Here is a 21,574-nt window from a genome sequence, read left to right as displayed (position 1 = left end):
TCTTGCTACCTACGACGCGGTCGGCCACGTTAATTTGTTAGCGCATTTCTTCAGGGGCGTTGACACCGAGAATCGAAAGACCTGAAGCGAGCACCAAAGATATTGCACGAACCAATGCAAGACGTGCCAGGGTTAATTTCGAGTTACCGGCGTCAATAAAACGTAAATGCGGCATTTCCTTGCCTCTATTCCAGTGCCCGTGCAGAGAACTTGCCAGTTCATGTAGATAAAATGCGATTCTGTGTGGTTCGTGTGTTTCGGCCGCCGCGTTCACCACTTTGGGCCACTCCGCCATCTTTGCGATCAATTCGAGCTCGCCACTGTCCTCCAGCAGCGTGAAGTCCGCCGTTGACAGGGCATCGTCCCTGGCGTCCAGATCCGGCAACTCTTCCGCCGCCTGACGCAAAACAGACCGGCACCTGGCATGTCCGTATTGCACGTAAAAGACGGGATTGTCCTTTGATTGTTCAGTTACCTTCTTGAAATCGAAATCGAGCGGAGCATCGTTCTTCCGATAGAGCATCATGAATCTGACGGGATCCGGTCCGACTTCGTCGACGACTTCACGCAGGGTGATAAAGTCTCCCGAACGCTTCGACATCTTGACCGGCTCACCATCGCGCATCAGCTTCACAAGCTGGCAGAACCTGACGATTACCTCCGTCTTGCCACCCGAAATAGCTTTTCCGACGGCCTCCAGTCTCTTCGCGTAGCCGCCATGATCGGCGCCCAAGACGTAAATTGTCTCGTCAAAGCCGCGTTCGAACTTGTCCTGGAAATAGGCGACATCTGCGGCGAAATAGGTGTACGAGCCGTCTGACTTCTTGAGAGCGCGATCCGTATCATCGCCAAAGTCGCTGGCCCGGAAAAGCGTCTGTTCCCTGTCTTCCCAGTCCTCGGGCACCTGTCCCTTGGGCGGTGGCAGAGTGCCCTGATAAATCAGACCCTTTTCACGCAAACCGTCCAGCATCACGTCGATCTTCGAGCCGTTTACGCCGTCCTTTTCGTGCAGGGTTCTTTCGGAATAGAAGAGCTCGTGCTTCACTCCGAGCGCGGCCAGGTCTGCGCGGATCAGATCAAGCATTGCATCAATTGCCGCGTTTTTGACAACCGGCAGCCACTCAGCTTCTGGCTGGCCCTTCAGAGTATCGCCGAATTTTTCAGCCAGCAGACTGCCGACAGGCTTCAAGTAGTCCCCCGGATAAAGACCCGCGGGTATGTCACCGATATCTTCCCCCAACGCCTCGCGATATCTGAGGAATGCGCTGCGTGCGAGCGTGTCGATCTGCGAGCCGGCGTCGTTGATATAATACTCCTTGACCACCTCGTTGCCGGCGAAGCCCAGCAAATTGGCGAGGGCGTCGCCAACAACCGCGCCACGGATATGTCCGACATGCATCGGGCCTGTGGGATTGGCGGACACGTACTCCACGTTGACCTTTGGCTGCGGCGTCCTTGCGACTGCGCCAAAGTCCTGGCCGAGATTGAGAATACTGCCCAAAATCCGCTGCCATACGATCGGGGCAACCCGCAGGTTGATGAACCCCGGACCGGCAATGGTCGTTTCGGTGATATCAGGGTCATGGTTGAGTTCAGTGACAAGTTTTTCGGCCAGATCACGCGGCTTCATTCCAAGTGGCTTTGCCAAAACCATTGCAGCATTCGTGGCGAAGTCTCCGTGCGCCGGATCTCTCGGCGCTTCAACAACGACACGTGACAAGTCCGGTGAAGCTCCATTTGCATCCTTTAGATCAAGGCTTTGTAGTGTTTTTTTTACGCGTTGCGTGAAGTCCGCAAAAATGTTCATTGAGCACCGGTCTGATTTGGTCTTTCAAACACAAAACCCCCGGGCGCTCGATGGATTTCTCCTCCGGCGCGACAGGGCTGTGAAGTTGATCAAGCGCCTACCCTAAATCGGGAGTGTCGTCAAACAATCTGCGATGCTCTTCTATTGCATAGCGGTCGGTCATGCCGGCAATGTAATCGCAAATTCTTCTGGCGACCTCCGTCTCGCCAGATCCGTGGAGCCCCTGGTTCCAGGGCGACGGCATCAGTTCCGGGTCGGACATGAATTTCTGAAACAAGTCCCGCACGACGCGGGATACCAACCTGCGCACCGCCAACACGTCTTCATGCCGGTAGACGTGGGAAAAAAGAAACTTCTTCACTTCCTTTTCAGCCTGAGCCATGTCAGCCGAAAAACCGATCATGCCTCGCCTTGCCATCCTGATGTCCTGGGCACTCTTCGGATTGAGTTCAGATAGATTGGAAACGGCCTCCCGGATGACATCCTCGACCATTCTGGTGATTGACCTGCGCACGATTTCGTGGATCCGGCGCCCTTCTTCAAGACCGGGATACTTGCCGTCCACTTCGCTCAGAATATCTGCAAGAAACGGCACGCCGCGCATGTCCTCGATCGCGAACAGGCCAGCCCGCAATCCGTCGTCCAGATCATGCGCATCATAGGCAATGTCATCAGCAATCGCGGCAGCCTGGGCTTCCCCGCCCGGCCAGGTTTCAAGCAATAGATCCTGCCGCGCTGCATATTCCCTGATTGCAAACGGGAGTTCGCTGCCCTTGAATTTGCCCAACGGTTTGCCGTCCCGGTCCACCAGTGGTCCGTTGTGTTTTACAAGCCCTTCCAATGTTTCCCAGGCCAGGTTCAATCCGTCGAATTCCGCATAACGCTGCTCCAGATGCGTCACGACGCGCAGCGATTGCGCATTGTGATCGAAGCCTCCGAACGGTTCCATGCAGTCATGCATGACATCCTCGCCTTCGTGCCCGAACGGGGTGTGGCCAAGGTCGTGAGACAGGGCAAGGCACTCTGCGAGATCCTCGTCAAGGCGCAGAGCACGCGCCAACGAGCGCGCGATTTGGGACACTTCGATCGTGTGTGTCAGACGCGTCCGGAAATGGTCACCCTCGTGATAGACAAAAACCTGGGTCTTGTGTTTCAGGCGGCGGAAGGCGGAAGAATGGATTATCCGGTCGCGATCGCGCTGAAACGGCGTCCTCGTCGGACTTTCCGGCTCGGGAAACAACCGTCCCCTGCTCTGGAACGGGTTTTCTGCGTAGTCGGCCCGGGTCTGCGCCCCGAAACCAATTTCCGTCTTCATTTGCGCGCCGTCACCGTTCACAACACTTTCACCCGTCCTGGCCGAACACCGCAGATTGACGCGGGCGGCTTCAAAACTTACTTATCTGAATAAATCATGTTTCACACTCTTGGCGACAGGCAAGAGACTAAGCGAGTCGGTAGACCATGACCGAAACACTTGAAAATCGAGTAACAGTCAGCGAACGCGCTGCCAAGCGCATTGCCAGAATATTGTCGAAGGAACCTGATGGCAGCATGTTGCGCGTCAGCGTCGAAGGCGGCGGATGTTCAGGGCTGCAGTACAAATATGACGTCGTCAATTCCGTGGAAGACGACGACCTGGTGATTGAAAAGCCAGGCGCCACCGTGCTGATTGATTCCGTTTCCCTGCAGTACATGGGCGGGTCCGAGATTGATTTCGTCGATGACCTGATCGGACAGTCCTTTCAGATCAACAATCCGCACGCAGTCGCTGGATGTGGTTGCGGGACGAGTTTCACAATCTGATACCGGCTGACATTCGCCGCAGAACGAAACCTATTTGCTCCCATCCGTGTCATCGGGCGGGATGGGAAACGAGGCAGTCTGACCGATGAAAATTGCGACCTGGAACATCAACGGCGTCAAGGCGCGCATCGACACGGTCCAGGATTGGTTGAAGGAAGCCTCTCCGGATGTCGCTTGCCTTCAGGAAATCAAATCGGTCGACGAGAATTTCCCACGTCAGCCCTTTGAAGACCTCGGCTACAATGTCGAAACGCATGGACAGAAGGGTTTCAACGGCGTCGCGATCCTCTCCAAGCAGCCGCTGGAAGACGTTGAGCGCCGTCTGCCGGGCGACGAGAGTGACGAACAGGCGCGTTTCATCGAAGCGAGTGTTTCAACCGATACCGGGTCCGTCCGGTTCGGTTGTCTCTACCTGCCCAACGGAAATCCGCTCGGGACCGAGAAGTTTCCCTATAAACTTGCCTGGATGGATCGACTGCTTGAACATGCCGAAGCAAGGCTGCGGGAGGAAAGCGCCTATCTGCTGCTGGGAGACTACAATGTCATTCCCGACCCGGTCGACGCGCGGAACCCGCAAAACTGGGTCGACGACGCCCTGTTTCAGCCCGAAAGCCGGCAACGCTTCCGATCTCTCACCCATTTAGGCTTTACCGAAGCAGTCCGCGCCTGCACCGAGGCAGACGAAACCTACACGTTCTGGGATTATCAGGCCGGTGCCTGGCAGAAAAACAACGGCATCCGGATCGATCATATCCTGATGTCGCCACAAGCGACCGATCTCATGAGCGGCTGCGGCATCGACAAACATGTGCGCGGATGGGAAAAGCCGTCCGACCATGTGCCGGTCTGGGTGCAGCTCGCGGCCTGATACCGTCGCGGCATTCACGGCAGGCAATTTACCCAGCCGGACATAATCAGGCAGCGGTGTTGTCGCGCTGCACACTTGCAGGAATGCTTCTCCGTGCTAATCTTTTCAGTAATGGGATAACGCTTCGACATATCCTGTCCGCGCTAACACAAAGCGGACCAACGCCAAATCCGGCTTCCTGCGCGGTCGCCGAACAATCTTCATTTGGCAATTTTTTCAAGAAGTTACTGGCCGGATCGGCGCTGGTGCTGTTCTTCCAGACGACAGCGCTTGCCCAGAACGTTTCCTGCACCTGCCGCTACCAGGGTGAAGACTACGGTATTGGAGAATCGATCTGTCTGAAGAGCCCCAACGGCCTGAAGATGGCGACCTGTTCGATGGTCCTGAACAACACGTCCTGGAAGATCAGCAATGCCCCCTGCCCGTTTTCCAAACTTGATGCGGAAGATCTTGAACCAGTAGATATGATGCCGACCCGGCCCACGCCAGGAGAGGTTGGCCCGACTTCAAATGGCGTCGACCTCGGCTAGGACGCCAAATACACAAGCATCTGATTGCTGGAACTGAGCCGCAGACGCAGACCTTAGGCTACTGGGTTTCGAGCTGCTGCGCTGTGAACATGTCCGGCCGATTCTGCTCTATCCAGCCATCAGCCAGGGAGCGCGCCTTCTGGCGGACGGGTTCGGAGGAAACCGCAAAATACTGCTCGTGCATGGTGTTGATCCAGCCGGCATCCACGCCGCTTGCCTGCTCTCGCGCCACAGTCAACCACATGAGACCACGCGCTTTTTTCCGATCGGAAGAGCCGATCATAAACAAGGTTTCGCCAAGTCTTGCCTGTGCGCCGACATGCCCTTTCAAGGCCGCAAGATTGTACCAGCGAACTGCCATGCGGCTGTTATTGTCCTGATACATCCTGCCAAGTTCATATTGCGCATCCGCATCACCGAAATAGGACGCCGCATGGGTGAAAACCTGCCGGGCCTGGGCTTCGTTCTTTGGAACGGCGCCTTCAATCCCGTTCAGGTAATACGTTCCCAGAGCGACAAACGCGCTTGAAACGAACGGTGCATCGGGTGCATTCGGACTGTCTTCACCGTGTTCACGGACGATCTGGCTGTAATATTGGAACGCCTTGAAGTCATCTTCCTGGACGCCGTCACCCTTGGAGTACATCTCGCCAAGTTTCCAGGCGGCCATGGGCTGACCGTTTTCAGCAGCGTATTGAAGAGAATGCAGGGCACCTTCCTTGTCGCCCGAATAGTACTGCCGCGCTCCCGCGCGCAGTGCCTCACTCGGCGACAGGTCCGTGGATCCAATGGCAACGTCAGGGGCCGGCTGTCCGTCGAACGCCGCCGCTGTGCCGCAAAGACCCAACGCGATCACGACCGCGAGCACAGATACCCGTTTTCCAACACCATTGAGCATCGAAATCGTCTTGTGCATGCCTGCCACACAATTACGCGCGGGCCGAACTTCATCGGTGCGCCGCTCGTCTATGACGGCCATTTTATTTGTCCGCGCCTCGCGCATTTCCTGTCTCTTCATCCCGTCGGGTTGCACCCAGACGGTTCTTTTTTGAGTGACCTAAGGTGGCCAATCAATTCGGCCTAAGTTGGGCCATTCTGGGCCCAAATGAGACCATTTGCGGGTTTCTTCTTCGGCCCCTGCCTGACCATCAATGCATACATCGATCGCCGGACAACCGAACTTTAGCGTAACGGTTGCTGCTCAAACATGGCTGAACATGGGCAGCATGCTCATTCAAGCCTCTCAGGCACGACTCTGTTTGCGAGTGTTGCCGAATTGGCACAATTCCTGTGCTGTTCTTGCACCTCCCCGCGACATAAGTTGAGCACAGTCTGGTTGATGTTCGGTTTCCGTGATGCGTAACCGGCCAGGCCTGTTGAAAACGGGACCTTCAGGGCAAAAAGCTTTGCCGTTCTACATTTGTCCTTCAAACTTGAGTGTGATTCGGTGTAGGTAACGGCGCTGAACATCAGCAATCAGAGCATTAAACCTCTCAGGCGATACGGAATGAGTGCGAAAGACGATTTGTTTGCCGGTAACGCGGCTGTCTCGGCCCCCATGGATCAGGAGGTGTCCAATCCCGTTCCGCGGAAGCCGCGAGCAGTCGCCGCAGCCCCTGTGACAGAGGACTATTCGGCCGCAGACATTGAAGTTCTTGAGGGACTTGAACCGGTTCGCCGGCGGCCGGGTATGTATATCGGCGGTACCGACGAAAAGGCTCTCCATCACCTGTTCGCAGAAGTCATCGACAATTCGATGGACGAAGCCGTTGCCGGTCACGCGACCTGGATCGATGTTTCCCTGTCAGCTGACGGTTTTCTGACGATCATCGACAATGGCCGCGGTATCCCGGTGGATCCGCACCCCAAGTTCAAGGACAAATCCGCGCTCGAGGTCATCATGACCACGCTCCATGCGGGCGGCAAATTCGACAGCAAGGTCTATGAGACCTCCGGCGGTCTTCACGGTGTCGGTGTGTCCGTGGTCAATGCCTTGTCTGAGGAACTCGTCGTCGAGGTTGCGCGGAGCCGCAAGCTCTACCGACAGACTTTCCGCAGAGGCCAGGCCCAGGGTTCGCTTGAGATGGTCGGCGATACGCAGAACCGTCGTGGCACTCTGGTACGGTTCCGCCCCGACCAGGAGATCTTCGGCAAAGGAGCCAGGTTTCAACCCGCCCGGCTGCTTAAGATGGCGCGCTCAAAGGCCTATCTTTTCGGTGGTGTCGAGATTCGCTGGCACTGTGCACCGGAACTGATCTCCGAAAAAGAAGCGACGCCGACAGAGGCTGTTTTCCACTTTCCCGGAGGCCTGAAGGATTTTCTTTCCGAACGCCTGACCTCTGAACGCCGGGTCGTGGAGGAAATTTTTGCCGGACGGACCGACAAGACCGGAAAACACGGCTCTGTGGAATGGGCGGTTAGCTGGTTTGCCGGCGACGGGTTCGTCAATTCCTACTGCAACACGGTCCCGACGCCTGAGGGCGGCACCCATGAGGCCGGGTTCCGCTATGCGCTCCTGCGCGGATTGAAGGCTTACGGTGAGCTGACGAACAACAAAAAAGCCAGCATCATCACCGGCGATGATGTGATGACCTCTGCAGGCGGAATGTTATCCGTTTTCATCCGCGAGCCGGAGTTTGTTGGCCAGACCAAGGACAAACTCGCGACCAACGAAGCAACACGCATCGCTGAAACGGCGGTTCGCGACGCCTTCGACCACTGGCTGACAGCGTCGCCGAACCAGGCAAACAAACTTCTGGAGTGGGTCATCGACCGGGCCGAGGAACGGTTGCGCAGACGTCAGGAGAAAGACGTCGCGCGCAAGACCGCGGTCCGCAAACTACGCTTGCCGGGCAAGCTGGCCGATTGTTCTGCCAACCAGTCCGACGGAACTGAACTGTTCATTGTCGAGGGCGATTCCGCTGGCGGATCCGCGAAGCAGGCTCGAAACCGTTCGAACCAGGCCGTCCTTCCCTTGCGCGGTAAAATCCTCAATGTGGCGAACGCAGGCCGGGACAAACTGGTCGCGAACCAGCAGCTTGCCGATCTCATTCAGGCACTTGGGTGCGGCACCAGATCGCAATACCGGGAAAGCGATCTGCGGTACGAAAAAATCGTCATCATGACTGATGCCGATGTTGACGGAGCCCATATTGCGTCCTTGCTGATCACATTCTTTTACCGCGAAATGCCGGAATTGATCAGAGGTGGTCATCTTTACCTCGCCGTTCCTCCGCTTTACCGACTCAGCCAAGGCGGCAAGACGCTTTATGCACGAGACGACGCCCACAAGGACGAATTGCTCGAGACAGCCTTCAAGGGGAAGTCGAAGGTCGAGATCGGCCGGTTCAAGGGCCTTGGCGAGATGCTGCCGGCACAGTTGAAAGAAACGACCATGGATCCGTCAAAACGATCGATGCTCAAGGTCGACGTCGATGAAATGGAAATCGGTGTCACCAACGACACAGTTGAAAGACTCATGGGCAACAAACCGGAGGCACGTTTCCGGTTTATCCAGGAAAACGCCGAGTTCGCCGACGATCTTGACATCTAAGGAACTCAGATTTCACTAGATCGCATTGCCTTCCCGCAGAGCGATTGGGTGAGTGTGACTTGAGACCGCGTTAGAGCTTCAACGGCTGATGACATACCAAGTCCGTTTCCTGGTACACATGAAGAAACGCATGCATTGGAAGCGCGAAATCACCATTACATTTATTTAACTTCAGCGCAGTGCCGAAGCGTGATACGCAGCCGATCAAATGTCGCAATAGCAACTTTCGTAGTGGTCTTGAGCGGCATTATTAACTGAGATGGCAAATCTTGCGCAGAAATACTCGAATTTCTTGGCATTTTACCTCTGCAATGCATTGACACCACAGCGCATGAATGTAGTGTGTGCGCACGATGGCGCCAATGGTTACCTAGGTGCCATCTATCAACAATCACAACATCCGGGCAAACCGCTCTATGTCATTTGATACTCTCGGTCTTAGCGAGAAGGTCCTCGCTGCAGTTGATGCAGCTGGTTATAAAGAACCCACCGCCATTCAGGCAGGAGCAATCCCGCAAGTTCTGGAGCGGCGCGATATTCTGGGCATTGCCCAGACCGGGACAGGCAAGACTGCCAGTTTTACTTTGCCGATGTTGACGCTTCTTGAAAAGGGCCGCGCCCGGGCGCGCATGCCGCGGACACTTATTCTGGAGCCGACGCGGGAACTTGCTGCGCAGGTTCAGGAAAACTTCGAGAAATACGGCACGAACCACAAGCTGAACGTCGCCCTCCTGATCGGTGGTGTCTCATTTGCGGATCAGGACAAGAAGCTTGACCGGGGAACGGATGTGCTGATTGCAACGCCCGGCCGCCTCCTCGATCATTTCGAGCGCGGCAAGCTCCTGCTGCAGGGTGTTGAGATCCTTGTCATCGACGAAGCCGACCGCATGCTGGACATGGGCTTCATTCCCGATATCGAGCGGATCTGCAAACTGATCCCGTTCACCCGTCAGACACTGTTCTTTTCCGCGACCATGCCGCCGGAGATTCAACGCCTTACAGACACCTTCCTGCAAAATCCGGCGCGGATCGAAGTCGCACCCACCTCGTCGACGGCAGAAAATGTGAGCCAGGCGCTCAAAGCATCTCCGTCCAAGGATTACGACAAACGTGCTGCGTTGCGCGAATTGCTGGATGACGCGGAAGAACTTCAAAACGCAATTGTGTTCTGTAACCGCAAACGCGATGTCTCTACCCTCTTCCGTTCGCTTGAACGGCATGAGTATAACGTCGGTGCGTTGCACGGCGACATGGACCAGCGCACACGCATGATGATGCTGGACAATTTCCGTAAAGGAAACATCAAGTTGCTTGTTGCAAGTGATGTTGCCGCACGCGGACTGGACATTCCCGAGGTGAGCCACGTCTTCAACTATGATGTTCCCAGCAACGCGGAGGACTATGTTCACCGCATTGGACGGACAGGCCGCGCGGGCCGTTCGGGAAGCGCCTACACGCTGGTGACAGGCGAAGACAGAAAGTATCTTGAAGCAATCGAGTCCCTTATCAACAAGTCGATCGACTGGCTTGGAGATCCGATTGACTTTGAAGCCGCAGCGAAAGAACGCAAGGCACGGCGCAGAGCCGGCAAAGGTGGCAAGAACGTGGATTCCAGCAACGACAACGATGCGTCTCAGGCCAAGTCGTCCAGCCGCCGCCGTTCGCAATCAAAACCACGTGACACGGAAACCGACGTGATCGACGCCCAGACCGAAAATACTGCACCGGCGCCAGTCTCAACGCTGCCCCAGAAAGCTTCGGGGAAAAAGCCGAAAAGCGACAAATCTGAGCCTGCCTTCAGCGCAGGCGTTCATATCCCGGCATTCCTGTTGCGGGAACCTCGCCCTAAAAAGGCTTCCTAACGTTACTTTTGATGCGGGAAAAGCCTTAAGCTTAACCGCTCCTTAAAACTTCCAGCCGAGTTTGGACTTATAACTTGTGGCCGTGTGGGGCGGATTCGCAAGTCAAAGGCGAGAGAAGTTTTATGTCGGAAGAAGACGACCATAAAAGGACCATCAATTACGGTGAGTCCGCCATAGGCTACATCAAGAAAAACACGCTGCCGGCATACCCTCGTGCTTACGAACTCTGGTACACTTACTCGGCCGGATACAATCAAGGATTGAATCGCGCAGTCAACGAAACAATAAAAGCCAGCGGTCGCATCAACACAGATGAAATGCTCAACCTTTACGGACGGTTCCTCTCACCGACCAGATTGGGCGACCGACTTGATGAAGTCGGAACAAAGGTTTCACGAGACGTCGAGGAACTGATCGACTCGCTGAAGTTGAGCGCGGATGCGACGTCCGACTATGGCAGTGCGCTTGAACAGGCTGGCGAAAAGATCAAGGGTGTGGCGGATCCGAAAAAGCTCCAGCTGTATGTCACACATCTTGTCAAGTCGACGCAGAACGCCGTGGCATCCAATCGGAAACTGGAGAGCCAGCTTCTGGAATCCAAGAAGCATATTGAGAACCTGCAGTCCTCGCTCGAAGCGATTCGTTACGAATCCCTGACAGACGAACTGACGACGCTCAACAATCGCAAGCACTTCGAAGTTTCGATCGAGAAAGTCATCGATCATTCCAAGGAATCCGGCAGAGGCTTCGCCTTGCTGATGACGGATATCGATCACTTCAAGAAGTTCAACGATACCTACGGTCACCAGACCGGTGACCAGGTTCTTCGTCTGGTAGCACTTGCGGTCAAACAGAACATCAAGACCCAGGATATTGCCTGCCGCTACGGCGGCGAAGAATTCTCGATTATCCTGCCGCAATTGGACCTTGAAGAAGCAGTGCAGATTGGCGAACGCATCCGCTCTGCCGTCATGTCGAAAGAACTGGTGAAGCGCTCAACCGGCGAGAACCTGGGACGTGTGACAATCTCCGTCGGCATTGCCATTTTCGAAAGCACGGACACGGCGCATTCAATCGTCTCACGCGCCGATGAAGCCATGTATGCCGCCAAAAGAGCGGGCCGGAACCTGGTCAAAACAGAAAAAGACCTGGAAGCCGCTGCCGGCGAGGAAAACGTCGCTTAGCGGAGTAGCGCCCAACCGCGTTTCCAGAAACTCAGTCTGCGGCGTTAAGGCCCATCTGCCAGAAGTCGCTTTCCAGCCTGCAAGCCTTTTCAAACAGTGACAGAACACGCGGGTATCGCGCGTCGGTCAGCACCTGCGCGCCGGTGGCTTCGAACCAGGCCTCAAATCCACTCGCCAGTTCCTGGTACCCGTCGCCCGCATATTCCTGGATCCACCGCTGATAGGGATTTTCGGGATGATCGCAGCCAGCCCCTTGCAGGTTCTTGCCGATTTCCGCGTAACCCAGAATACACGGTGCCAGTGCAGCCTGAAGATCCAGCAGATCGCCGGCCATTCCTGCGTCCAGAACAAAGCGCGTGTAGGCCATTGTCGGCGTATCCTCAGGCGCCTTTTCGATTTCTTCCCGCTGCATGCCCCATTTGCCGCAGATCTCGATATGAAGCTCCAGCTCAACATCGAGAATAGCTTTCACGCCTTCCAATGAATGGCGCATATCAGCGACTGTCGGGCTCTTGTAGATCCCCAATGCGTAGGCTCGGGCAAACTGGATCAGAAACAGGTAATCCTGAACGAGGTAATGTTTGAAACACGCAAGCGGCAGTTTGCCGGTCCCAAGTTGCTCAACGAACGCATGTTGCGTGTAGTCAGCCCATTGCGGCGCGGCATGGGACTTGAGCCGGTCAAACAGTTGCATTGAAACTCTCGTTCAGGAAAGTTGGGTTGCCAAGCGGGTCAGCGCGCCAAAGTCGTTGAATCGGCAGCCTGTAGCGAAACAGATTCGCCGCAGCCACAAGCCGACACTTCGTTTGGGTTCTTGAACACGAAACCGGAGCGGAACTTTGTCACTTCAAAGTCCATTTCCGTTCCCAGAAGAAAGAGCACAGCCGACGGATCAATGAAGAGCTTTGCACCCTTGTCCTCGATCACATCGTCGCCGGGCTTGGCGTCTTCCACCAGGTCCATGGTGTATTCCATGCCGGCGCAGCCGCCCTTCTTGATACCAACACGCAAGCCGATGGCGTCCTTGTCGGTATCTTCGACAAGTTCCCTCACCCGCTCGGCTGCAGAATCGGTCATGCTCATGACCTGGAATTTTCCCGCGGAAGCCATTCTTTCCTCGATCAGCTCCTGATGACTAAATCCTGATATAGGGGTTCAGCTTACCGGATAAAAGGTTTGCAACTCAATACCAGTTGAGTGCAACTTTCGCCTCGTCGGACATGCGCTCCGGAGTCCACGGCGGATCGAATACCATGTCGACATTGACTGGTCCCACGCCTGCCACAGCTGAAACCGCATTTTCTACCCAGCCGGGCATCTCGCCGGCGACCGGACAGCCGGGCGCCGTGAGCGTCATATCGATATTGATGGACCGGTCGTCTTCGATGTCGACCTTGTAAATCAGGCCCAGTTCATAGATATCGCAGGGGATTTCCGGATCGTAGACAGATTTCAGCGCACCGACGATGTCGGTAGTCAGGCGATCAAGTTCCTCTGTCGGGATCGTGGTCTTCGCGGAAACTTCCGCCTGCAGCTCTTCACCGTCCGCATTGGTGTCGATGGTCGTTGCGTTTTCCATGCTGGGTCCGTCCTTACCCGAAAAAACTCTGCGCTTTCAACAAGGCCTCATACAGCGCGTCCACCTCTTCACGCGTATTGTAAAGCCCGAAGCTTGCCCGACATGTAGAGGTTACGCCATATCTTGCCAAGAGTGGTTGCGCGCAATGTGTGCCTGCCCTCACAGCCACACCTGCCCGGTCGATGATCGTGGCGACGTCGTGGGCATGTGCCCCCTCCACTTCGAACGATACAATAGCTCCCTTGCCGGGGGCATCGCCGAAGATACGCAGGGAGTTGATTTCCCGCAACTTTTTGTGGGCGTAGTCCTTCAGGTCCGCTTCGTGGCGCGCGATGTTCTCGCGCCCGATCGCGTCCATATAGTCGAGCGCGGCACCAAGGCCAATCGCCTGCACGATTGGCGGCGTTCCGGCTTCGAAACGGTGCGGAGGATCATTGTAGGTGATCACGTCCTCAGTCACATCGAGGATCATTTCACCGCCGCCGTTGAACGGGCGCAATGCGTTCAGCCGTTCTGGAGTGCCCCACAAAACACCGATCCCCGAAGGACCATAAACCTTGTGGCCGGTAAAGACGTAATAGTCGCAGCCAAGTTCCTGAACATCGACGGGCATATGGACCGCCGCCTGGCTGCCGTCGACCAGAACCTGAATGCCCCGTTCGTGCGCAATTTCGCAGATTTCCCTGATTGGAACCACGGTGCCGAGAACGTTGGACATGTGCGTGATGGCGACAAGCTTCGTCCGGTCGCTCAACGTATCCACGAACGCATCGAGATCGAACGTGCCGTCCTCTTTCACATAGACCCATTTCAGAACAGAACCATGCCGTTCACGGTGGAAATGCCACGGCACGATGTTCGAATGGTGCTCCATGATCGAAAGAACGATCTCATCGCCCTCGCCGAAGAAATCCGGACCAAGGCCATATGAAACAAGGTTGATTGCTTCCGTCGTCGACTTCGTGAAGACAACTTCATCGACGGATTTGGCATTCAAGAACCGACGCACTTTTTCGCGCGCCGCTTCGTAATTGTCGGTCGCCGTATTGGACAGGAAATGCAGACCGCGATGCACGTTGGCATATTCTTCCGAATAGGCCTTGGTCACGGCATCGATGACCGCTTTCGGTTTTTGGGCAGATGCACCGTTGTCCAGATAAACCAGCGGCTTGCCATACACTTCACGCGACAGGATCGGGAAGTCGCGGCGGATCGCCTCGACATCGTAGCCGGGGGACTGAAGTGTTTCTTGTGCAGTCGCGACCGTCATGCGGCGCTGCTCCTTGTTACCAATCGGCCAGTGGCCTGAAGCATCGTGCGTTCGTCCGAACACACGATGTTCTATCACACTGAAAAAGATCAACTTTTCACTGTTCGACCGTTTCCGATCGAACTTGAGTTGGTCTAGTGGCCTGCCAGCCAGTCACGTACGCGCGATTCCAGGCCTTCCGTGACATCGTCTTCGTCGTATTCCTCGATCGCTTCGGACAGGAACGCAAGCACCAGCAGGGTCTTGGCTTCAGCTTCGGGGATACCGCGGGCACGTAGATAGAACAGCAGGTCTTCGTCAATCTGACCGCTGGTCGCACCATGCGCGCAAATCACGTCATCGGCAAAGATTTCCAGCTCCGGCTTGTTTGCCATCTCCGCCTCTTCAGACAAGAGCAGAGCCTGGGTCATCATTTCGCCATCTGTCTTCTGGGCGTGCTGGGCAACGTTAATCCGCCCCTGGTAGACACCCTTCGAGCGTCCGTCGAGAACGGTCTTGAAGAACTCACGGCTGTTGCAATGAGGAACGGCGTGATCGACGATCAGTGTCTGATCCGCGAGATCGTCGCCGCCTGCCATCGTCACACCGTAGATTTTCGCTTCGGAATTCTCGCCGGTGAAGTTGATGAACTGTTGGTTACGGGTGAAACGAGGGCCCGCAATGAAACCAAGCGACTTGAACTCTGCTTCCGCGCCAAGCGTTGCGATCGTCGTGAACAGGCGGGCAGCGTCTCCGCCCCCGATGATAAGCCGGGTGGTTGCGAGAAATGCATTGTCCGCGACGGTGTAATCGAACACAGAGTTGATCTCACCCTGGCCTGAGTCGCCAGCGAATGTCTCCAGGAGCCTCAATTTTGCTCCCTTGCCGACAGTCACCTTGTTACGGGTGACCTGGGCACCGCGCGATGTGGCGACCTGAACCAATTCAACCGGCTTGGACAGCGACACACCTTCGGCTGCATCGACAATCACACCACCCTGAACGAAAGCGGTGTTGAGCGTAATAAGCCCGTCATTCAGTGCGGACTTCGGCGATGACAGGAGTTGCGCTCCATGTTCACCAGCCAGCGCCTCATTGAGGCCGGTTATCGTGACGCCCTCACCTGCGAGCGCATCCGTGTCGGAAAGCTCCGGCAGGTAAACGCCATTGGCGACAACGATCCGATACCGCTCAAGCTCTCCATAGCTGTCCTGCGCATCCAGAACCGCCTTCGCAGCCGCTACGTCAGCGCTTTCGGAAAGCGGAGCCGCCGACTTCAGGAAGGCGCGAAGGTCGGAGTACTTATATTCCTCGACGCGGCGGTGCGGCAGTCCGCGATCGCGGATCTGGTCGACGGCAGCCTCGCGAAGCGCGGTGACAGCGACCGATCCACTCAGAGCGGACTTGCTGGTTTCAAAGCGTTCGAAAAGGTCGCTTTCGGCCTGAGTGTGTCTGACAGGCATGCTGGCATTCATTTCAGTGTGCTCCCTCAAGCGGCGTCAACGAAATCTGCGTAACCGTTCTTTTCAAGCTCAAGCGCCAGATCCTTGTCTCCGGACTTGACGATCTTGCCCTTCGACAGAACGTGCACCACGTCCGGAACGATATGATCCAAAAGACGCTGATAGTGCGTGATCACCACCATGGCGCGGTCCGGAGAGCGCAATTTGTTGACACCTTCCGATACGACCCTGAGCGCATCGATATCGAGCCCGGAGTCGGTTTCGTCGAGCACGCACAGGGACGGCTCTAGTAGGGACATCTGCAGGATCTCCGCGCGCTTTTTCTCGCCACCGGAAAAACCGACATTGAGCGGCCGCTTCAGCATGTCCATGGAGACATTTAGATGGTTGGCTGCTGCCTTCACCCGCTTCATGAAATCCGGGATGGACAGCGCATCTTCGCCGCGCGCCTTGCGCTGAGCGTTCATCGCCGTCTTCAGGAATTCCATGGTGGCTACGCCCGGGATCTCGATCGGATACTGGAATGCCAGGAACATACCGGCTGCCGCGCGCTCGTCCGGCTCCATCTCAAGCATGTTCTCACCGTTGAACAGGACCTCGCCCTCGGTGATCTCATAATCGTCCTTGCCGGCCAGAACGTAGGACAGGGTCGACTTGCCGGAGCCGTTCGGCCCCATGATGGCATGGACTTCGCCCGGTTTGACGGTCAGGTCGACGCCGCGCAGGATTTCCGTTTCGTCTTCCGCGATGCGTGCGTGAAGGTTTTTGATCTCAAGCATGAGATATGTCCTCGTAATACAGCGGGCTTTTCCAGCCCAAATAGTTCATTCGGGTTGGCTGGTGATCAGCCCACGGATCCTTCCAGGCTGATCGAAATCAGCTTCTGAGCCTCAACGGCGAACTCCATCGGCAACTGCTGGATGACGTCCTTCACGAAGCCGTTGACGATCAGTGCCACTGCCTCTTCTTCCGACAGGCCACGCTGCAGGCAATAGAACATCTGGTCGTCCGAAATCTTCGACGTCGTCGCCTCGTGCTCGAACTGGGCCGAAGCGTTCTTGCTTTCGATATACGGCACCGTATGAGCGCCGCATTCCTGGCCGATCAACAGCGAATCGCACTGGGTGAAGTTGCGGGCATTGGACGCCCTGCGGTGCGCAGAGATCAGGCCGCGATAGGTGTTCTCCGATTTGCCCGCGGAAATGCCCTTGGAAATCACTCGGCTTGATGTGTTCTTGCCCAGATGGATCATCTTGGTGCCGCTGTCGATCTGCTGGTAGCCGTTCGATACTGCGATCGAGTAAAACTCTCCGCGGGAATTGTCGCCGCGCAGAATGCAGGACGGATACTTCCATGTGATCGCGGAGCCGGTCTCGACCTGGGTCCATGAGATCTTGGAGTTCTTGCCGCGGCAGTCGCCACGCTTGGTGACGAAGTTGTAAATGCCGCCCTTGCCGTCCTTGTCGCCCGGGAACCAGTTCTGAACCGTGGAATACTTGATTTCCGCGTCGTCCAGAGCAACCAACTCGACAACAGCTGCATGGAGTTGATTCTCATCGCGCTGCGGGGCCGTGCAGCCTTCCAGATAGGAAACGTAGGATCCCTTTTCAGCGATGATCAGCGTGCGTTCAAACTGTCCCGTGTTCTGCTCGTTGATGCGGAAGTATGTCGACAGCTCCATCGGGCAGCGGACGCCTTCCGGGATATAGACAAACGAACCGTCGGAGAAGACCGCCGAGTTCAGGGTCGCGTAGTAATTGTCGGTGACGGGCACCACGGAGCCGAGATACTTTTTTACCAGGTCCGGATATTCGCGCACGGCTTCGGAAATCGAGCAGAAAATGACGCCGGCCTTTTTCAGCTCTTCCTTGAAGGTTGTGACCACCGAAACGGAGTCGAAAACGGCATCGACCGCGACGCGGTTCTTCGGCTCGACCCCGGCAAGGATTTCCTGCTCGGCAAGCGGAATGCCCAGCTTCTCGTAGGTCGCCAGAAGCTCCGGATCAACCTCATCGAGACTCTTAGGACCTTCCACCGACTTCGGTGCGGCCCAGTAATAAAGGTCGTCGAAATCGATCTTCGGGTAGGAGACACGTGCCCAATTGGGCTCGTCCATCTGCTTGAAACGCCGCAAGGCATCGAGACGCCATTGCGTCATCCATTCCGGCTCGTTCTTCTTGGCGGACAGAAAGCGGATTGTCTCTTCGGAGAGACCCTTGGCCCCTTTTTCCGACTCAATGTCGGTCACGAAGCCGTATTTATACTGGTCGACATCGATAGCTTTCACTTGATCGATGGTTTCCTGTACAGCTGGCATCCCTTGCCTCCATTCGACGGGCGCGATGCCCGTTCGTTGATAGTGCTGGCGGCAGGACCAACTCTCTCCTGCGCCGTCTAATTGGCGGAGCTCCGCCATGTTCCCCGGTCACGCCGCTTCGTGGCGTGCCTCCGGATTAAGCCGGTCGACGATCTTCGGCCAGACGTCCAGAAACCGTTCGATGTCGGTCCCGGTTGTGTTCCAGCCCAAGCTGACTCTCAACGCGCATCGCGCAAGATCCTCATTGACACCCATTGCAGTCAGGACATGAGAGACTGATACCTTTCCTGACGAGCAAGCAGATCCCGATGAAACTGATACGCGCTCCAGGTCGAAGGCGATCAACGCGGTTTCAGCAGAAATTCCAGGAACGGCAAAACAGGTTGTGTTCGCCAGCCGTTCGGCATCTTCGCCAAAAATCATCGTTGACGGACAAATGCGACGCAGTCCCGCTTCCATCCGGGTCTTCAACTCCAGCAGGTGGCGCGTATCTGCTGTTTCTTCAAGTGCTTCGCGTGCTGCCGCCCCGAACCCGGCGACTGCGGCGACGTTCTCCGTTCCACCCCGGCGCCAGTTTTCCTGACCGCCACCGATCATCAAGGGTGCCGGAACCCGTGCGGTTGAGCGCACGACCAGGGCGCCTATTCCTTGCGGCCCGCCGATCTTGTGTGCGGAAAGCGTCACCGCATCGGCTTGCCAGCTGTCCAGATCGATCGGCATCCGTCCTGCCGCCTGCACGGCGTCCACGTGGAAGAAGTGACCATGTTCTTGCGCGATCGCGCCAATTTCGGCCAGCGGTTGGATGACGCCGGTCTCGTTGTTTGCCGCCATCACGGAGATCAGGCTCGGCTCGGCGTCCTTGGCCACCTGCTTCAGTGCTTCCGGGAGGATCACACCGTTCGTGTCAACCGGGACAACGGCCTGATCGGCAACCGGGAAGCGTCCACCCGTCATGACGGACGGATGCTCAATGGCGCTCATGAACAGCTTGTCCAGATAGACCGGCGCGCCCTGATCCTGCCAGACCGGCGTAAGCGCCGTCACGTTGGCCTCCGTTCCGCCCGAAACGAAGGTTACGGCGCGCGCCCGCGCGCCACACAAGCGCGCAACGTCTTCCCTTGCGGCTTCGATGCGCCCACGCGCTCGTCTACCGTGTGAATGCACAGAAGACGCGTTTCCCGTGTCATCCAGAGCCTCGACCATGCTCTCGCGTACGCTTGTGCGCATCGGCGCACCGGCGTTGAAATCGAGATAAATCGGGGCTGAGTGATGCGGCATCAGGTCTCAACGGTCGGTTTCAGCGGTTTCCATGCATCGAAAATTCGCTGAAATGCCAAACACATGTTCGAAAAACTTGAAATTTTTCGCTGTGATGACGATAACACCCCCCAACCGGTCGAACCGAGCGTTGCCTGTCTTCGGAGTGTGACGCAAACTTTCGAATAATTCTAAACAAGGTTCTAGAAACTTGGAGGCAAAGAGTCAAGTTTAGACTTACGGGAAATCACGTATATAAAACTCAATTTCGTGCGCCTCCCATCATCGGCGCGACAAAATGACAAGGACATAGCGCTTCATGCCTGAGGTGATCTTTAACGGTCCCGCCGGCCGGCTCGAGGGCCGGTTCCATCCCGCCAAAAAACGCAACGCGCCAATCGCTCTGGTTTTGCATCTCCACCCGCAATTCGGCGGGACAATGAACAACCAGATCGTCTATCAGATGTACTACATGTTCGCACGGCGCGGTTTTGCGGTTCTGCGGTTCAATTTCCGCGGTGTCGGCCGGTCGCAAGGCGCTTTCGATCATGGGCAGGGAGAACTTTCCGACGCGGCTGCAGCGCTCGATTGGGTCCAGACCGTGCATCCGGACGCCCGCGCCTGCTGGATCGGCGGGTTTTCGTTCGGCGCCTGGATCGGCATGCAGCTATTGATGCGCCGTCCGGAAGTCGAAGGCTTCATCTCTGTGGCACCGCCCGCGAACTTGCACGATTTCTCGTTCCTGGCTCCCTGCCCGTCCTCCGGCCTGATCATTCACGGCGACAATGACAAGGTTGTTCCGCAAAAAGATGTCCAGACCTTGGTCGACAAGCTGAAGACCCAAAAGGGCATCGTGATCGACCATGCGACAATTCCCGGTGCCAATCACTTTTTCGAAAATGACATGGATGAGCTCCTCGGTCGTTGCGGCACATATGTCGACGGACGGCTTGGCCTCACGCCAGATGATTATGTCGACATCGACTGAGACTGCTTCTGGAGAGCCCGCCTGTCCGGCGGGCTTTTTTGTTTATGCCTGACCAATTGCTGATCCGGCCCGCTCGCCCCGACGACCTTGCCGACATTCTAGCGCTCTACCACGATCTCAACCCCGAAGATGTTCGTGCGACAGCAGAGCAGCGCGAGCAAACCTTTCAAATCATGCTCGATCAGCCCGGCCTGACAATTCTGCTCGGCTTTCTTGCCGGAGAAGCGGTGGCGACTCTCACGCTTGTCATCGTGCCCAATCTTACAAGAGGCTGCGCTTCCTACGCGATGATCGAAAATGTTGTCACCCTGTCCTCGTGCCGAGGACGGGGCATCGGCAAACGAATGATGGAAAATGCAATCGATCACTGCTGGGATGCCGGCTGTTTCAAGGTGATGCTGCTGTCCGGCGCGCAGAATCACAACGCCCACAGGTTCTATGAGACACTTGGCTTCAAGACGACCAAGACCGGGTTCGAGATGAGACAACCGGGTTACGCCCCGCGCAGGGTTTCCTGAAGGGCGTGTTTCCTAACCCTGAAACGGTTTTTTTCTGGGAATGGCGGGACCGCTGTCAACGCCATCATCCGGGCCCGCCAGCGGATCTTCGCCCTCTGCAACAACGCCTTTGATCGGCGGCCCGTCATAGTCCTCGGGCGGCGGAACCGTTGACGCCAGTTTGCAGTTGGTCAACCAGATATCATAGACGGGATGCTCAACTGCGTGCAGGCCCGGGCTTGCGGCATACATCCAGCCGGAAAAGATGCGGCGGACTTCGTTGTTCAGAGTGATTTCGTCGACCTGAACAAATCCGGTCGTCAATGGCGATTCAGTCTGGGGACGTGTGTGGCACACTCTGGGGGTGACCTGAAGCGCACCGAATTGCACCGTCTCCCCGATATAGACATCGAACGAAATGATCCGCCCAGTGATCTTGTCGAGGCCGGAGAATACTGCAACAGGGTTTTCTATTTTTTCTGCCTGCGCAGTGCTGCCTGCACAAAGTGCCAAAAACGCAGCAAAAGCCGCGCTCGCAACAATCCGCTTTGCCAATTTTCCTGGTTCGATCACGTCTGCCATCAGGTTACTGAGTCGCTGGTGCTAGGATACTTGCT

Annotated in this window: 20 protein-coding genes; 8 read left to right on the top strand and 12 right to left on the bottom strand. The window is 56.3% G+C overall.

Annotated features, from left to right (window positions below; all coding sequences use genetic code 11):
* Window positions 1–37 precede the first annotated feature (37 nt).
* On the bottom strand, window positions 38–1,807 hold the full coding sequence (gene argS / locus RBB47_RS09430) for an arginine--tRNA ligase (protein WP_305985527.1): 1,770 nt from the start codon (window positions 1,805–1,807) through the stop codon (window positions 38–40).
* Window positions 1,808–1,904: 97 nt separating this feature from the next.
* Entirely contained in the window at window positions 1,905–3,122 is a 1,218-nt protein-coding gene (locus tag RBB47_RS09425; protein ID WP_305985526.1) for a deoxyguanosinetriphosphate triphosphohydrolase, read from the bottom strand.
* 146 nt (window positions 3,123–3,268) lie between these two features.
* Between RBB47_RS09425 and erpA the strand changes: the two genes are divergently transcribed.
* The 3 genes from erpA to RBB47_RS09410 all read left to right on the top strand — a co-directional run bounded on the left by erpA (window position 3,269) and on the right by RBB47_RS09410 (window position 5,008).
* A complete protein-coding gene (erpA, locus tag RBB47_RS09420) occupies window positions 3,269–3,610 on the top strand; it encodes an iron-sulfur cluster insertion protein ErpA (RefSeq protein ID WP_305985525.1) in 342 nt (113 codons plus the stop codon).
* A gap of 85 nt (window positions 3,611–3,695) precedes the next feature.
* Complete coding sequence (gene xth, locus RBB47_RS09415; protein WP_305985524.1) at window positions 3,696–4,478, top strand: exodeoxyribonuclease III; 783 nt, start codon at window positions 3,696–3,698, stop codon at window positions 4,476–4,478.
* Between the two features lie 245 nt (window positions 4,479–4,723).
* Window positions 4,724–5,008 (top strand): hypothetical protein, encoded by a 285-nt coding sequence (locus RBB47_RS09410; RefSeq protein ID WP_305985523.1) that lies wholly within the window; start codon window positions 4,724–4,726, stop codon window positions 5,006–5,008.
* A gap of 58 nt (window positions 5,009–5,066) precedes the next feature.
* Here RBB47_RS09410 and RBB47_RS09405 read toward each other — a convergent pair whose 3' ends face one another.
* Entirely contained in the window at window positions 5,067–5,987 is a 921-nt protein-coding gene (locus RBB47_RS09405) for a tetratricopeptide repeat protein (RefSeq protein WP_305985522.1), read from the bottom strand.
* Window positions 5,988–6,515: 528 nt separating this feature from the next.
* On the opposite strand from RBB47_RS09405, the gene parE reads away from it, so the two are divergent.
* The 3 genes from parE to RBB47_RS09390 all read left to right on the top strand — a co-directional run bounded on the left by parE (window position 6,516) and on the right by RBB47_RS09390 (window position 11,607).
* Window positions 6,516–8,561 (top strand): DNA topoisomerase IV subunit B, encoded by a 2,046-nt coding sequence (parE, locus tag RBB47_RS09400; protein WP_305985521.1) that lies wholly within the window; start codon window positions 6,516–6,518, stop codon window positions 8,559–8,561.
* Between the two features lie 416 nt (window positions 8,562–8,977).
* The gene (locus RBB47_RS09395) at window positions 8,978–10,423 is read left to right on the top strand and encodes a DEAD/DEAH box helicase (RefSeq protein WP_305985520.1); all 1,446 of its coding nucleotides are present in this window, start codon (window positions 8,978–8,980) and stop codon (window positions 10,421–10,423) included.
* Between the two features lie 122 nt (window positions 10,424–10,545).
* Window positions 10,546–11,607: a GGDEF domain-containing protein gene (locus tag RBB47_RS09390; protein ID WP_305985519.1), complete on the top strand. Its 1,062-nt coding sequence runs from the start codon at window positions 10,546–10,548 to the stop codon at window positions 11,605–11,607.
* Between the two features lie 31 nt (window positions 11,608–11,638).
* On the opposite strand, the gene tenA is transcribed toward RBB47_RS09390, so the two are convergent.
* The 8 genes from tenA to RBB47_RS09350 form a co-directional block, all read right to left on the bottom strand.
* Window positions 11,639–12,301 (bottom strand): thiaminase II, encoded by a 663-nt coding sequence (gene tenA, locus RBB47_RS09385; RefSeq protein WP_305985518.1) that lies wholly within the window; start codon window positions 12,299–12,301, stop codon window positions 11,639–11,641.
* 38 nt (window positions 12,302–12,339) lie between these two features.
* Window positions 12,340–12,690, bottom strand: a complete 351-nt coding sequence (sufA, locus tag RBB47_RS09380) for a Fe-S cluster assembly scaffold SufA (protein ID WP_305985517.1) — start codon at window positions 12,688–12,690, stop codon at window positions 12,340–12,342.
* 100 nt (window positions 12,691–12,790) lie between these two features.
* Window positions 12,791–13,186 carry an SUF system Fe-S cluster assembly protein gene (locus RBB47_RS09375; protein WP_305985516.1) on the bottom strand — a complete coding sequence of 132 codons (396 nt, stop codon included), beginning with the start codon at window positions 13,184–13,186 and terminating at the stop codon, window positions 12,791–12,793.
* A 13-nt stretch (window positions 13,187–13,199) separates the two neighbouring features.
* Window positions 13,200–14,456, bottom strand: coding sequence for a cysteine desulfurase (locus tag RBB47_RS09370; RefSeq protein ID WP_305985515.1), 1,257 nt, complete (start codon window positions 14,454–14,456; stop codon window positions 13,200–13,202).
* A 134-nt stretch (window positions 14,457–14,590) separates the two neighbouring features.
* A complete protein-coding gene (sufD, locus tag RBB47_RS09365) occupies window positions 14,591–15,910 on the bottom strand; it encodes a Fe-S cluster assembly protein SufD (protein ID WP_305985514.1) in 1,320 nt (439 codons plus the stop codon).
* A gap of 14 nt (window positions 15,911–15,924) precedes the next feature.
* Complete coding sequence (gene sufC / locus RBB47_RS09360) at window positions 15,925–16,677, bottom strand: Fe-S cluster assembly ATPase SufC (protein ID WP_305985513.1); 753 nt, start codon at window positions 16,675–16,677, stop codon at window positions 15,925–15,927.
* Between the two features lie 65 nt (window positions 16,678–16,742).
* Entirely contained in the window at window positions 16,743–18,215 is a 1,473-nt protein-coding gene (gene sufB, locus RBB47_RS09355) for a Fe-S cluster assembly protein SufB (protein ID WP_305985512.1), read from the bottom strand.
* A gap of 108 nt (window positions 18,216–18,323) precedes the next feature.
* A complete protein-coding gene (locus RBB47_RS09350) occupies window positions 18,324–19,493 on the bottom strand; it encodes a cysteine desulfurase family protein (protein ID WP_305985511.1) in 1,170 nt (389 codons plus the stop codon).
* A 298-nt stretch (window positions 19,494–19,791) separates the two neighbouring features.
* Between RBB47_RS09350 and RBB47_RS09345 the strand changes: the two genes are divergently transcribed.
* Together RBB47_RS09345 and RBB47_RS09340 are read left to right on the top strand one after the other, a co-directional pair.
* On the top strand, window positions 19,792–20,460 hold the full coding sequence (locus RBB47_RS09345; RefSeq protein ID WP_305985510.1) for an alpha/beta hydrolase: 669 nt from the start codon (window positions 19,792–19,794) through the stop codon (window positions 20,458–20,460).
* A gap of 44 nt (window positions 20,461–20,504) precedes the next feature.
* On the top strand, window positions 20,505–20,978 hold the full coding sequence (locus RBB47_RS09340) for a GNAT family N-acetyltransferase (protein WP_305985509.1): 474 nt from the start codon (window positions 20,505–20,507) through the stop codon (window positions 20,976–20,978).
* Window positions 20,979–20,990: 12 nt separating this feature from the next.
* Here the strand turns inward: RBB47_RS09340 and RBB47_RS09335 are convergent, their stop codons facing one another.
* A complete protein-coding gene (locus RBB47_RS09335; RefSeq protein WP_305985508.1) occupies window positions 20,991–21,539 on the bottom strand; it encodes a DUF2155 domain-containing protein in 549 nt (182 codons plus the stop codon).
* Between the last annotated feature and the right edge of the window lie 35 nt (window positions 21,540–21,574).

It is taken from the genome of Roseibium sp. MMSF_3544 (assembly GCF_030732845.1).
GTDB lineage: Bacteria > Pseudomonadota > Alphaproteobacteria > Rhizobiales > Stappiaceae > Roseibium.
Note: the sequence above shows the minus strand (reverse complement) of the source record. Positions and strands in the feature narration are given on the sequence as shown.

What these genes read in the sequence shown, in the direction of transcription:
- sufC (WP_305985513.1), bottom strand. Translation starts at nt 16,677, where the DNA reads ATGCTTGAGATCAAAAACCTTCACGCACGCATCGCGGAAGACGAAACG.
- sufA (WP_305985517.1), bottom strand. Translation starts at nt 12,690, where the DNA reads ATGAGCATGACCGATTCTGCAGCCGAGCGGGTGAGGGAACTTGTCGAA.
- RBB47_RS09395 (WP_305985520.1), top strand. Translation starts at nt 8,978, where the DNA reads ATGTCATTTGATACTCTCGGTCTTAGCGAGAAGGTCCTCGCTGCAGTT.
- RBB47_RS09375 (WP_305985516.1), bottom strand. Translation starts at nt 13,186, where the DNA reads ATGGAAAACGCAACGACCATCGACACCAATGCGGACGGTGAAGAGCTG.
- xth (WP_305985524.1), top strand. Translation starts at nt 3,696, where the DNA reads ATGAAAATTGCGACCTGGAACATCAACGGCGTCAAGGCGCGCATCGAC.
- sufB (WP_305985512.1), bottom strand. Translation starts at nt 18,215, where the DNA reads ATGCCAGCTGTACAGGAAACCATCGATCAAGTGAAAGCTATCGATGTC.
- RBB47_RS09405 (WP_305985522.1), bottom strand. Translation starts at nt 5,987, where the DNA reads ATGGCCGTCATAGACGAGCGGCGCACCGATGAAGTTCGGCCCGCGCGT.
- RBB47_RS09340 (WP_305985509.1), top strand. Translation starts at nt 20,505, where the DNA reads ATGCCTGACCAATTGCTGATCCGGCCCGCTCGCCCCGACGACCTTGCC.
- RBB47_RS09335 (WP_305985508.1), bottom strand. Translation starts at nt 21,539, where the DNA reads ATGGCAGACGTGATCGAACCAGGAAAATTGGCAAAGCGGATTGTTGCG.
- parE (WP_305985521.1), top strand. Translation starts at nt 6,516, where the DNA reads ATGAGTGCGAAAGACGATTTGTTTGCCGGTAACGCGGCTGTCTCGGCC.
- RBB47_RS09425 (WP_305985526.1), bottom strand. Translation starts at nt 3,122, where the DNA reads ATGAAGACGGAAATTGGTTTCGGGGCGCAGACCCGGGCCGACTACGCA.
- RBB47_RS09345 (WP_305985510.1), top strand. Translation starts at nt 19,792, where the DNA reads ATGCCTGAGGTGATCTTTAACGGTCCCGCCGGCCGGCTCGAGGGCCGG.
- sufD (WP_305985514.1), bottom strand. Translation starts at nt 15,910, where the DNA reads ATGAATGCCAGCATGCCTGTCAGACACACTCAGGCCGAAAGCGACCTT.
- RBB47_RS09370 (WP_305985515.1), bottom strand. Translation starts at nt 14,456, where the DNA reads ATGACGGTCGCGACTGCACAAGAAACACTTCAGTCCCCCGGCTACGAT.
- tenA (WP_305985518.1), bottom strand. Translation starts at nt 12,301, where the DNA reads ATGCAACTGTTTGACCGGCTCAAGTCCCATGCCGCGCCGCAATGGGCT.
- argS (WP_305985527.1), bottom strand. Translation starts at nt 1,807, where the DNA reads ATGAACATTTTTGCGGACTTCACGCAACGCGTAAAAAAAACACTACAA.
- RBB47_RS09350 (WP_305985511.1), bottom strand. Translation starts at nt 19,493, where the DNA reads ATGCCGCATCACTCAGCCCCGATTTATCTCGATTTCAACGCCGGTGCG.
- RBB47_RS09390 (WP_305985519.1), top strand. Translation starts at nt 10,546, where the DNA reads ATGTCGGAAGAAGACGACCATAAAAGGACCATCAATTACGGTGAGTCC.
- erpA (WP_305985525.1), top strand. Translation starts at nt 3,269, where the DNA reads ATGACCGAAACACTTGAAAATCGAGTAACAGTCAGCGAACGCGCTGCC.